This is a genomic window from Pseudomonas sp. B611, from assembly GCF_055407965.1.
In genome coordinates this window covers 192576-205851 of sequence record NZ_JBUZST010000002.1, presented here as the reverse complement: position 1 = coordinate 205851, position 13276 = coordinate 192576, and the positions used below count along the sequence as shown (strand labels likewise).

The following is a 13276-nucleotide window of genomic DNA, read 5'->3' as shown; positions in this document are numbered from 1 at the left end:
GACCGACCGGTCATCAGCCCCAACAGAATTATCGACCATCCGGCATTGGGGTTTGCCCCACTCCCCCGAGGGCCATAGAATGCGCCGATGCGCGATGATCTCTCCCTTTTGCTGAACTCCCTCAACGATGCCCAACGCCAGGCCGTAGCAGCCCCCGTTGGCCGTCAGTTGGTCCTGGCCGGTGCTGGCTCCGGTAAAACCCGAGTGCTGGTGCACCGTATCGCCTGGTTGATCCAGGTCGAAAACGCGTCCCCCCATTCGATCCTATCGGTGACCTTTACCAACAAGGCCGCTGCCGAGATGCGCCATCGCATCGAGCAGTTGATGGGCATCAGCCCGGCCGGCATGTGGGTGGGCACCTTCCACGGCCTGGCGCACCGCCTGTTGCGGGCGCATTGGCAGGAAGCGGGCCTGGCCCAGACCTTCCAGATTCTCGACAGCGATGACCAGCAACGCCTGGTCAAGCGGGTGATCCGCGAGCTGGGGCTGGACGAACAACGCTGGCCGGCGCGCCAGGCGCAGTGGTTTATCAACGGCCAGAAAGACGAAGGCCTGCGCCCGCAGCACATCCAGGCCAGCGGCGATCTGTTCCTGGCGACCATGCGCAGCATTTATGAAGCGTACGAAGCGGCCTGCGCACGCGCTGGCGTGATCGACTTCTCCGAGCTGCTGCTGCGCGCCCTCGACCTGTGGCGTGACAACCCCGGCTTGCTGGCCCATTACCAGAAACGCTTCCGGCACATCCTGGTGGACGAGTTCCAGGACACCAACGCCGTGCAATACGCCTGGTTGCGCCTGCTGGCCAAGGGCGGCGACAGCTTGATGGTGGTGGGCGATGACGACCAGTCGATCTACGGCTGGCGTGGCGCGAAAATCGAGAACATCTACCAGTATTCCGAAGATTTCCCGGACGCGATCACCATCCGCCTGGAACAGAACTATCGCTCCACCGCCGGGATCCTCAAGGCCGCCAACGCCTTGATCGCCAACAACACCGGGCGCCTGGGCAAAGAGCTGTGGACCGACGGCGGCGAAGGCGAGGCGATCAACCTGTACGCCGCGTTCAACGAGCACGATGAAGCGCGCTACGTGGTGGAAACCATTGAAAGCGCACTGAAGACCGGCCTGGCGCGCAGCGATATCGCCATCCTTTATCGCTCCAACGCCCAGTCGCGGGTGCTGGAAGAAGCCTTGCTGCGCGAACGCATCCCGTACCGCATCTATGGCGGCCAGCGCTTCTTCGAGCGCGCCGAAATCAAGAACGCCATGGCCTACCTGCGTTTGCTGGAAGGTCGCGGCAACGATGCGGCGCTGGAGCGGGTGATCAACATCCCGGCGCGCGGCATCGGCGAAAAAACCGTCGAGGCGATTCGCGATCACGCACGCCACGCCGATGTGTCGATGTGGGAGGCCATGCGCTTGCTCATCGCCAACAAAGGCCTGACCGGTCGCGCGGCCGGGGCGTTGGGGGTGTTTGTCGAGCTGATCGAGAACCTCGCCGCCAAGTGTTCGGAAATGCCCCTGCATTTAATGACGCAGACGGTGATCGAGCAGTCCGGGTTGATTGCCTACCACGAAGCGGAAAAAGGCGAGAAAGGCCAGGCTCGGGTAGAAAACCTTGAGGAACTGGTCAGCGCCGCCCGCGCGTTCGAAAACACCGAGAACGAAGAGGAGCTGACCCCGCTCGCCGCCTTCCTCGGCCATGCCTCCCTGGAAGCCGGTGATACCCAGGCCGACGAGCATGAAGACAGCATCCAGCTAATGACCTTGCACAGCGCCAAGGGCCTGGAGTTTCCGTATGTGTTCCTGGTGGGCATGGAAGAAGGCCTGTTCCCCCACAAGATGAGCCTGGAAGAACCCGGCCGCCTTGAGGAAGAACGCCGCCTGGCCTACGTGGGCATTACCCGGGCGATGCAGAACCTGGTGATGACCTACGCCGAGACCCGACGCCTGTACGGCAGCGAGACCTACAACAAGGTGTCGCGCTTCGTACGTGAAGTGCCGAAGGGGCTGATCCAGGAAGTGCGCCTGTCCAACAGCGTCAGCCGCCCGTTCGGCGGCGGCCAGCAGCAAAGCGCCAGCAACCTGTTTGCCGGCTCCGCAATCCCGGAAACCGCGTTCAGCCTCGGCCAGCAGGTCAAGCATGCGATCTTCGGCGAAGGCGTGATCCTCAACTTCGAAGGCGCCGGCGCCCAGGCACGGGTGCAGGTGAACTTCGCCGAAGGCAGCAAGTGGCTGATGATGGGTTACGCGAAGCTCGAAGCCATCTGACCCTGTCGTTCCCACGCTCTGCGTGGGAACGCTGCCTGGGGCGCTCTGCGTCCCGCACCAACGTCGTGACGCGGAGCGTCACTGTCTGCATTCCCACGCGGAGCGTGGGAACGATCGGTGGGGCTGCCCTTGTTTTTAGCGAGGGCGGGCCAATATCTGTAATACGTCCTACAGACCATTCAGATTTCGTCTTACGCAAAAGCCCGAAACATTATGTCGCTAGCCACTGTCACGACACCTGTGCAACATGGCGCGCGTGCAATCCACAAATGGGAATTCCCTTTATGAAACGTTTTCTTAGCATCGCCATGGCGTTGTGCATCGGCCTCACGATGAGCCTCGACGCCAACGCCAAGCGCTTCGGTGGCGGCAAAAGTTCGGGCGCAGCACCGACTCACCAAACCAGCCAAATGGCTCCCTCCGCTGGCGGCATGGGCGGTGCAGCCGCTACCGCAGGCGCAGCCGGTGCTGCTGGCGCTGCTGCCAAGGCCGGCGGTGCTTCGCGCTGGTTGGGCCCTCTGGCCGGCATCGCCGCCGGTGGCCTGCTCGCTTCCATGTTCATGGGCGGCGGCTTCCAGGGCATGCAGATCTTCGACATCCTGATCATGGCGGTCATCGCCTTTGTGATCTTCCGCTTTATCGCCGCCCGTCGCCGCAAGCAGCAGGAGCACATGGCTCCAGCCGGCGCGCCGATGCAGCGTGAAGTGTTCGAGCAAAAGCCTGCCATGGGTTCGATCTTCGGTGGTTCCGCAGCCCCTGCTGCTGCCCGCCCAGTGATCAACGCTCCGGCATGGTTCAACGAAGAGCGTTTCGTCGAAGCGGCCCGCAGCCACTTCCAGTCCCTGCAACAACACTGGGACGCCAACGAAATGGACAAGATCGCCGAGTTCGTGACCCCGCAACTGCTGGAGTTCCTCAAGCGCGAACGCGCTGAGCTGGGCGACGCGTTCCAGTCGACCTACATCGACGACCTGCGCGTACAACTGGAAGGCGTGGATGATCGCGCCGACAAGACCATCGCCACCCTGACCTTCAGCGGCGTGTCGAAAAACTCGCGCTTTGACCAGGGCGAAGTGTTCAGCGAAAGCTGGAACATGGAACGCCCACAAGGCGAAAACCAGCCTTGGCTGGTCGCTGGTATCCGCCAGAACGGCTGATCACCTGGCGCCTTGAGCGCGCAGTAAACGACCCCGGTGGTGTAGTGAAATACACCGCCGGGGTCTTTTTTTGCCTGTCAAAAATGCTTTGTTGTTTTTACTGGATTAATGAGAAACATTCTCACTATACTCGTGCCCTCTCCCGGTTCTGCCCGAGCATAGGAACGTGCCGCCGTGCTGGAAAAACTCTTCAATCAACATGCATCCGCCCTGCATCGATACCTGTTGCGGAAGAAATGCACCCCCAGCCTGGCCTCGGACCTGGTGCAGGACACGTTCCTGCGCATCGCCCAGCTGGAGAACATGGAACGCATCCTGTGTGCGCCGTCATACCTGTTTCGCGTCGCGCACAACCTCATGATCGACCACCATCGACGCTATGGTGAAAAGCGCTTCGACAGCGACGCCGCCGCCTATTTCGACACCCTGGTGGACGAAGCCAGCGGCCCGGAAGAGCAAGCGCTCGACGCCCTGGCCCTGGAGCAATTGGAAAGCCTGCTGGAACGCATGCCAGAACGCACCCGCGATATTTTCATGCTGTGCCGGGTGGAAGGCATGACGCACAAAGAGACCGCCCGCTATTTACGGATATCCACAAGCTCTGTACAAAAACACATGGCGATGGCGCTGGCCAAGATTGGCAAGGCGCTTGATCCAGACCAAGAGGGCTAGACCTTGGGTATCTTGAAAAGCAAGAAGGTAAACAGTCAGAACCGTGAATGCTCCCCCACAAACGACCGACCCGTTGGAGCGCAAAGCTGCCGATTGGGTGATGCGTCATCGACAAGGCCAGCTGTCGGCGCGTGAGCTAGAAGCTTTTCAGCGTTGGCAGGAAGCCGACCCCAGACATGCCGCCGCTGCCGGCCGGGCTGACCGTGCCTGGCGCGCCACCGCCTCGCTCAAACGCCACCCCGGCTATGTAAAACCGCAACGCCCGCCGCGCACGCTCTGGACCCGCAATACCTGCGCCAGCGCCATCGGTGCTGCCGCGCTGGGCTGCTGGATGCTGCTCGCGCCGCCCTTCTGGCTGCAAGCGCTGAACAGCGACTATCACACCGGTTTTGGCGAAGTTCGCCACATCACCCTGGCGGATGGCAGCCAGGTTGAACTGGGCAGCCACAGTATCCTGAACGTCACTTATGACGAGCAAACCCGCTTGGTCAGCCTGAGCCAGGGCGAAGCGGTGTTCACCCCCTCACCGATCAATGATCAGGAGCGCCGCCCCTTTACCGTGCGCGCGCCCGGCGCCGACATCACTGCACGCGGCACACGCTATCTGGTCGGTGTCGGTCAGGATCGCGAAGGCTGGGTCGGAGTTTTGCAGCACAAGGTCGAGGTCAACCTGACGCCCGCCCAACGCGATGATGCGGCCGGCTCCGCCCTGCTGGAGCAAGGCAACAGCCTGCGGTTCAGCCCCAAGGCCGGTTTGCTGCCGCTCACCACGCGCCCGGATGAACTGGCCAGTTGGCAGGAAGGACGCCTGGTGTTCCAACGCGAACCGCTGGGCGACGCGGTGGCGCGCATCAATCGCTATCGGCCGGGGCTGGTAGTGGTCAAAGGCGACACATTGAGTGCGGTGCGGATTAGCGCGGTGATGCGCCTGGACAATCTCGACAACGCCCTCAAACACCTCGCACAGCAAGCCCATGGGCGCATTCTCGACCTGCCTGGGCTGACGCTGATCTACTGAAAGGCCCCGTTTGCGGGCCTTTTGACATCATGAATATATAAAACCAGATACATAGATCATAACGATCTATCGCGTTTTCGCTGCTGCTGCGTTTCTACTACATGTGAATAACTCTTATTTGCTTTAGTGAGGCCGGTTTTGCAGATGCAACAGAACAACAAGAAGCGCAAGGCAGCACATCGCACGCGACTGAGCCTGGGCATCCAGCTCGCCGTGTTCGCGCTGGCCGCCGACGCCGCCGCCATCAACCCGGTGCAAACCCGCCCGGTCAGCAACGCTGCACAGGTACAACCCCAAGGTGGTTACCACGACTTCGACGTACCCGCCCTCTCGCTGGACGAAGGCCTGGTGCTGCTGGCGCGCCAGGCGGGCGTCGAGGTCTACCTGGGCAGCAATGACCTCACCGGCACCTACGGCAACCCGGTCAAGGGCCGGCTGTCCCTGGAAGCCGCGCTGCAACAACTGCTCGCCAACCAGGCGCTGACCTACAGCCTCGGCAACCAGCCCGAGCGGCCGATCATCCAGGTGCAACCCGCGCCCGGCATGAGCGGTATCCAGCAAGGCGACCTGCACCCGATCTACGTGCATGGCCTGGACGGCAAGGAGTCGCGCGACGAAAAGGGCTACAACGACATCTACGATCTGGACGTGTCCTCGGTGTATTCCGGCAAGGAACAGATCGAACGCTACAAAGGCGCCGCCCCCGCCGACATGTTCAAGGGCATGCTCAACGTCTACAGCGGTGACGGCCGCAACAGCGGCGCCCTGGACCCCAACGTGCGCGGTATCCAGGGCCCCGGCCGTGTGCCGTTGACCATCGACGGCACCGAACAGGCGCTGACGGTGTATCGCGGCTACATGGGCGCCAACAACCGCAACTACATCGACCCCAACCTGATCGGCAGCATCAAGGTACTCAAGGGCCCGAACCTGGAGCGCAACGTCTACAGCGGCGTGGGTGGTGCGGTGGTCGCCAACACCTTGAACGTGGATGACATCCTCAAGGAAGGCCAGGAGTTCGGCGGCGAGCTGAAGATGGAAGGCAGCAACAACTCAGTGTCGCCCAAGCTGCCGCACTTGATGACCGGCCAAAGCCCGCCTGCCGACTACCAGTACATCCCGATTTCTTCCTACTACGACCCGTCGCTGTACAAACAACCGCGCACCAGTCGCGACAACAGCCTGATCAACGGCGGCGACACGGCCTACCGCCTGGCCCTCGGCACCCGCCAGGAAAAATTCGAACTGCTCGCCGCCTACGCCTATCGCGAAAAAGGCAACCACTACGCGGGTAAGAACAAGAGCGGGTTCTACGCCACCGGTAAACAGGTCAACGGCCAGTTCGACTACATCCCCAACCTGGCCAACATCTATAAGCCGGGGGATGAAGTGCCCAATACCTCCAGCAAGATGGAGTCCTGGCTGGCCAAGGCCAAGCTGAAGATCGACGACGACCAATCCCTGGAATTCGGCTACCGCGACACCGATTCGCTGTACGGCGAAATCCTGCCGTCACGCATTTCGTTCTTCCGCCCCGGCGACCAATACGACGCCGAATCCAGCGGCGTACCGCAATGGCCGCTAAGTCATGTGCAGAGCAAGGCCTACAACCTGGAATACAACCTCAAGCCCGAGGGCAACCCCTGGGTGGATTTCTATTCCAACCTCTGGGCCACCAATACCCAAAGCGACACCTACTCCAGTGGCGGCGTGCCCAACGCCACCAGCGCCGCCGACCCGATTTTCAGAAACACGGCCGTGGCCAACGCCCAACACAACCGGGCCGGTGTGACCGTCAGCAACAAACTCAAGTTGATCGACAGCCTGGACCTGACCCTCGGCGCCAGTTACCAGCATGAAAAGTTGAGTTCAAAGGACAATTATTACGACGCGGCGATCTTCGACACCTTGCGCATGAACCCGCGCGCGGGGCGTCGGGAAGAAAAGGAGTACAACTTCAACTTCGAGTGGCGCCCCGTCAGCTTTGCCAAATTCACGGCTGGCGCACGGTATTCCTCGTATTGGGCGTTTGACGACTACCTGAAAGAGACTCAAGACCAAGGCGGCGCAACCACCCAATGGGTCAATACGGCCTATCGCGTGGATTACACCACCCGTAAAACACTGACGGACGCTGAATGGAACGCTGCCGTTGACAAGAAAGTGGCAGACCTCAATGCCGTATTTGACCTGTTTGGCATTCCGCCAGAGTTACGCGTCATTGATGTAAACCAGTTGCAGGCAGAAACACCGCGGATTGAAGACACCCAACTTCGGGCGGTGTGGAATGCGGATGATAAAGGCCGCCTCGCCCGCTATAACGACCCGTGCATCCTGGCGGCCAACGCAGGCCAGAATGTGGTGTCGTGCGGCGTGAGCGATACCGGTATTGGCTACCAGAAAGACGTCAGTGCCAAACATCAGAAAGACAGCGCATGGGCGCCGACACTGTCCGGCACTTTCTATACGTCCGAGAACGGCCGGTTTTACATTCGCTACAGTGAGGCCATCCGCTACCCAAGCATGTTTGAAAGTACGTTGGGCTTCTCCTCTTCTATCAACCCATGGGGGCTCGAGCCGGAACACGCCTATAACTATGAAGCCGCGTATATCCACAACCTGGCCGGGTGGGGCGGCAGTGAACGCGCCGACGTCAAACTGACCTATTACCACAACACCACCAAAAACGTGATTGAACGCAGCCCGGAACTGATGTTCAGCAACCTTGAAAAGCAGACGACCTCCGGCCTTGAGTTTCAAGGGCGTTATGACACTGGGCGCTTCTTCACCGACCTGAGCGTCGCCCATGTGTTGAAGAACCGGGTCTGCGATGAGAAATCGGCAATCACCATTACCCCGGATGGCAGTACGCCAAACTGCGTGGATGACGGCTTCGTCGGCGGTTATCTGGTGAGCATGTCGCAACCGGAGTGGTCGGCCAACCTCGGGCTCGGCGGGCGGTTCTTCAATCGCAAGTTGGAAGTGGGTGGGCGCGCCATTTATTACCGCCAACACGAGAACAAGTTTAACAAGAATTACCCGAACAACCCCATGGTCAGTTATTACATCAACACGCCGATGTCATGGGACAAGATTGTCACGTACGACGCTTACATCAACTACAAGTTGACCGATGATGCTTCGATCGAACTGACCGGCACTAACTTGAGCAATCTTTATTATGTCGACCCGCTGACACGCTCGGCCATGCCCGCGCCGGGGCGTACATTAAAACTCGGCTTTACCACTACGTTCTAACTTATGAGGTGCACCATGGGAGGCTAAAGAAGAAATTGGCAAATGCTCTACGTGTTGACTTAATTAACTTCACTCAATGGAAAATGAAATGAAAACTTTTAACTACACCGTACTGGCAGTGGCTCTTCTTGGTTTGGCTGGCGTTGCTCAAGCAGATACTTCTTCCGGCCAAAGTTACGATGGCACTATCGTTGTCGATGGCTCCAGCGGCACCGGCACCACCAATCACCCAGGTGCCGCAGGCCAACCCGCCGTGGGCGTAAAAGCCTTCTACAACGGTGCAAAAGTGACGTTTGCCGGCCTTAAAGGCATGGTCCCAACTGACGCCAACGGTGTCACCACCATCACCCCGGCCATGATGCCAGCCTCCCACTCTGCACTGGGCAACTTCGACTTCAAACAAGTCGCCAGCCAGCAGGTGTACTACGGCGAGTGGTCGCAGAACGGTACCAACAACGACCCGACTCGCGTCGTGTACTACTCCGGCGACACCACCGGTCGTGTGCTGCCAACCACCAGCGTGACCTACGCGGTACAGGGCATCAACAACTACTCCGGGGCTAACCTGCTGTCCGGCGACCTGACCGCCACCTTCGGCACCGCCTCGCCAACCTTGACCGGTTCGCTGACCAACGCCGCGCTGAAAGTCGGGATTTCGGCCAACATCAACACCGCGACCGCAGGCTTCAGCGGCAGCGCCATTGCCCAGAACCCGACCACCAGCGCCGTACTGGCAGCCGGTACCACCCAAGGCAGCTTCTTCGGCGCAGGCTCTACCGCGTCGCTGGCCGGTATCGCCAAGTTCACCAACCGCGACTACGACACCGCTTTCGGCGGCGTAGCCAAGTAACAGCGGCTTGAACTGACGTAGCACCACGAAGCAAGTGCCTGGCCTCCAGGCACTTGCTTTTGGCGTTTTGAAGCGATCCCGAGAGCCCGGTAATGCCCCAGCCCTACTGCAAGCGATCCCTCACGTTTCATGTTTTGCCCTTTTCCCTGCTGCTGTTCACGGCCCCGACGGTGTTCGCCGCCGACCAGGACACCAGCCTGCGTCTGAACCAGAGCATCGAGTACCGCGCCAACAAGCAAGAGCGCGAGTTGCTCAAGGATGAACTGCCAGGTGACGGTGCCGCGCCGTCGCTGACCATCGACGGCCAGACCTACACCGTCGGTAACAACCTCGACGAGTTGGGCCGCGCGGTGTACCTGAGTGTCGAGCGTCAGCAATGGCCAAACGCCCGTAACTACCTCAAGCGCTACACCGCCCTGCCCGGCCACGACCCGATGCTCACCGCCTACGCCAACGGCGGCTTGGCCCGTGCCGATGGCGACCTGGACAGCGCCGAACGTTATTACCAGGACCTGCTGGCCATCCAGCCCGACTTCCTGCCCGGGCGCCTGGAACTGGCGCGGGTGCAGTTCGAGAACCGCAAGGACCGCGACTCCAAGGCCGTGTTCGCACAGATCAGCAGCAGCCTCAGCCCGTCGGACGCCCAGGCCATGGGCCTGGGCAAGACCGTCGACAGCTTTATCCAGGCCCTCGACCATCGCGAAGACTGGCAAGGCTCGTTCGCCATCGGCCCGACCTGGAGCGATAACCTCAACCAGTCCTCCGAAGGCAGCGTGACTTACCGCTACCAGACCGCTGAAGAAACCTACGTGGTCAAGCAAACCCTGCCCAAGGCCGTGTCGGCCCACGGCCAGGATTACGAAGCCACGCTCAACAAACGCATCGCCATCAGCGGCCATCACGGGCTGTTCGTGCGTTCATTGTTGTACGGCCAAGCGTACGAAAAAGAGAGCAAGTACAACGAAGCCACCGTGATCAACAACGCCGGCTACAGCTACCACGACGCGCGTAACCAGTACGCCTTCGGGCCGTCCTACGAGTTCAACACCATTGGCGACAACGCCATGTACAGCGCCTGGGGCCTGCGCGGCGAGTGGATTCACACGCTGTCGGCCACGCGCATGTTCAAGCTCGAAGGCGAGTACAAGGACATGACGTACAAACACCAGATCAACAGCAACCTCGACGGCGGTATCAGCTCGGTCTACGCCACCCTGTGGCAAGTATTGCCCCGGCAATGGACGCTGTTCGGCGGCGTCGATATCACCGAACGCAACGCCCGGGACCGCGTCGCCGCGTACCTGCAAAAAGGTGTGCGCCTGGGCGTCGCCAAGGACTTCGACATCGGCGTGAGCGCCGTGCTGTTCGCCTCGTACCGCAAGCGCCAATACGATGCCTACAGCGCAATCGTCGATGGCCGACGCAATGAGGATGAGCAAGGCTACACCTTCATCCTGCGTGCGCCACGGCTGGCGGTGTACGACGTGGTGCCCAGCCTTACGGTCAAATACAACAAGGTGCAGAGCAATATCGACTGGATTTATTCCTACGACAAAAACAGCATCAGCCTAAAACTGGAGAAACAGTTCTAGTCCGCCGCTGTCACAGGGATTGTGCTTGCGCTGAGATATCTATTTCACGGTTGCACTTATAGCGAGCTACTGTATAAAACGCCCCTATAAACCGCGCCATCAGCAAGAGGATCCCGGCCGTGGAAGAAATCATCGAACAATTGCGTGAAGCCAACGAACCGGTCCCGGTTCCTCTGGAGCTGCCTGACGAAGACCAACTGGTGGAAATCGAAGAACAACTGTTCATCGACATCCCGTTTGTCTTCCGTGAGTTCCTGCTGACCGTCAGCGACGTGGTCTACGGCAGCCTGGAGCCGGTGACCGTCACCGACCCGCAGTCCCACACCTACCTGCCGGACGTGGCCGCCAACGCCTGGGATGCCGGCGTTGATCGCAGCATGATCCCGATCTGCCAGGACGGCGACGACTACTACTGCGTCGAAGAAGACGGCACCGTGGTGCTGTGGTCCGGCGAAGAAGAGCTGGTCACCGAAGAAACCTGGGAATCGGTGTGGCACTGGGCGCGGGACGTCTGGCTGGAAAGCTGAGTCCTGTGTGGCGAGGGAGCTTGCTCCCGCTGGGCTGCGCAGCAGCCCCAATACAAGCGACCGAGATCATACTGAAAGAACCCAGCGCCTGCATGGGAGTGCTGCGCACTCCAGCGGGAGCAAGCTCCCTCGCCACAGGCTAGTGCTCCGCCGTATCCTTATGGTTATCCAGCGTCTCCAACAAGGCGACCTGCATCCGCGTATGCACGCGGATGAACCAGCGCCAGAGCACGGCCGCCACCGCCGCCGTGACCACGGCGATCAGCACCAGCAACTTGTTGGTCGGCAGAATACTGGCCGACAAGGCTGCCAATAGCAGGAAGATCACCAGCAGCGACAGGATCGGGATCAGCTCGGCGATCACCCGCCGCACGCGCTGGGTATGGCGCCCGGCCATTTCCGGTTTCACGCTCATCTCCGCCAGCAGCATCGACAGCGCCTTGAGCTTGCGATACGCCGCAATCAAGAACGGCAGCGACAACAGCAACGCCCCGCCCCAGATCAACGCCTTTTGCCAGCTTGGGTCACTGATCCAGCCTTCCAGGTAACCACCGATGCGCTTTGCAAAAAAGCTGCCGGTAAAGAAGATCGCCACCACCAGCGCCAGGTTCACCCCCACTTGCAGGATGATCTTGCGGATCATCGACGCCAGCATCGCGCCCTCGCCCTGGGGCTGAATGCTGCGCAGCCATTCGCCATACATGCCAAACACTCGGCTCATGCGTTTGGGCATCACCGCCGCAATCTTCAACGACAGTGGGTCGGCGCCGCGAATCAGGTAGGGCGTGAGCAGCGTAGTGATCGCCGAAACGGCCACTGCCACCGGGTACAGGAAGTCACTGGTCACCTGCAGCGTCATCCCCAGCGCCGCGATGATGAAGGAAAACTCACCAATCTGTGACAGCCCCATGCCCACCCGCAGTGAGGTGCGGCCATCATTGCCGGCGATAAATGCGCCAAGGCCGCAGGACAACATCTTGCCCAGCACCACCGCCACCGTGATCACCGCAATCGGCCAGGCGTATTGCAGGAGGATCTGCGGGTCGATCATCAAGCCGATCGCCACAAAGAAGATCGCACTGAACATGTCGCGAACCGGCTCGATCAAGCGCTCGATCTTAATCAACTGGCGGGATTCGGCCATGATCGCGCCAATCAGGAACGCGCCCAGCACCATGCTGTATTCCAGCTTGACCACCAGCAGGCAGAAGCCGAAACACAGGCCGAGCACGGTGATCAGCAGCATCTCGTTGCTTTCGAACTTGGCCACGTAGGCCAGCAAGCGCGGCACCAGCAAAATGCCGATAACCAGCGCGACGATCATGAACAGCGAGAGCTTGCCGACCGTGGAAAACACCTCGCCGGAGCTGACCGTGCCACTGACGGCGATGCTCGACAGCAAGGCGATAATGCCGATGCCGAGGATGTCTTCGACGATCAGCACACCGAAAATCAGTTGGGCGAAGCGCTGGTTTTTCATCTTCAGGTCATTGAGCGCCTTGACGATGATGGTGGTGGAAGAGATCGCCAGGATCGCGCCGAGGAACAGCGAGTCCATGGTGTTCCAGTCGAACCACTGGCCGATCTCGTAGCCGATCCAGATCATCAGGATGATCTCCAGGAACGCCGCGATAAACGCCGTGGCGCCGACCTTGAACAGCTTGCGCAGGCTGAACTCCAGGCCCAGGCAGAACATCAGGAAGATCACCCCCAGCTCGGCGAGGGTCTTGATGGTGTCTTCGTCGTGGATCAGGCCGAATGGCGGAGTGTGGGGGCCGATGATAAAGCCGGCGACGATATAGCCCAGCACCACCGGCTGCTTGAGGCGGTGAAACAGGATGGTGACCACCCCTGCAACCAGCATGATCACGGCCAGGTCCTGGATAAAGCTGATGGCGTGCATGGCGAGGGGCTCCTTGAAGGTACCGGCG

The 13276-nt window shown here is 60.4% G+C and carries 9 protein-coding genes; 8 read left to right on the top strand and 1 reads right to left on the bottom strand.

Features of this window, described 5'->3' with window-relative positions:
• Positions 1–87 precede the first annotated feature (87 nt).
• From uvrD to ACZRMO_RS05945, 8 genes are all read left to right on the top strand, one after another.
• Positions 88–2271 carry a DNA helicase II gene (gene uvrD / locus ACZRMO_RS05980; RefSeq protein WP_463972237.1) on the top strand — a complete coding sequence of 728 codons (2184 nt, stop codon included), beginning with the start codon at positions 88–90 and terminating at the stop codon, positions 2269–2271.
• A 284-nt stretch (positions 2272–2555) separates the two neighbouring features.
• A complete protein-coding gene (locus ACZRMO_RS05975) occupies positions 2556–3428 on the top strand; it encodes a Tim44 domain-containing protein (RefSeq protein ID WP_124526980.1) in 873 nt (290 codons plus the stop codon).
• 174 nt (positions 3429–3602) lie between these two features.
• Positions 3603–4100: an RNA polymerase sigma factor gene (locus tag ACZRMO_RS05970; RefSeq protein ID WP_124526981.1), complete on the top strand. Its 498-nt coding sequence runs from the start codon at positions 3603–3605 to the stop codon at positions 4098–4100.
• 43 nt (positions 4101–4143) lie between these two features.
• Entirely contained in the window at positions 4144–5118 is a 975-nt protein-coding gene (locus ACZRMO_RS05965) for a FecR family protein (protein WP_463972236.1), read from the top strand.
• A gap of 144 nt (positions 5119–5262) precedes the next feature.
• The gene (locus tag ACZRMO_RS05960; protein WP_463972235.1) at positions 5263–8376 is read left to right on the top strand and encodes a TonB-dependent receptor domain-containing protein; all 3114 of its coding nucleotides are present in this window, start codon (positions 5263–5265) and stop codon (positions 8374–8376) included.
• Positions 8377–8464: 88 nt separating this feature from the next.
• Entirely contained in the window at positions 8465–9226 is a 762-nt protein-coding gene (locus ACZRMO_RS05955) for a Slam-dependent surface lipoprotein (RefSeq protein WP_463972234.1), read from the top strand.
• 134 nt (positions 9227–9360) lie between these two features.
• Positions 9361–10818, top strand: coding sequence for a surface lipoprotein assembly modifier (locus ACZRMO_RS05950; RefSeq protein ID WP_463972233.1), 1458 nt, complete (start codon positions 9361–9363; stop codon positions 10816–10818).
• Between the two features lie 119 nt (positions 10819–10937).
• On the top strand, positions 10938–11345 hold the full coding sequence (locus tag ACZRMO_RS05945) for an SMI1/KNR4 family protein (protein ID WP_017739032.1): 408 nt from the start codon (positions 10938–10940) through the stop codon (positions 11343–11345).
• 139 nt (positions 11346–11484) lie between these two features.
• On the opposite strand, the gene ACZRMO_RS05940 is transcribed toward ACZRMO_RS05945, so the two are convergent.
• The gene (locus ACZRMO_RS05940) at positions 11485–13248 is read right to left on the bottom strand and encodes a cation:proton antiporter (protein ID WP_124526986.1); all 1764 of its coding nucleotides are present in this window, start codon (positions 13246–13248) and stop codon (positions 11485–11487) included.
• Positions 13249–13276: the final 28 nt, after the last annotated feature.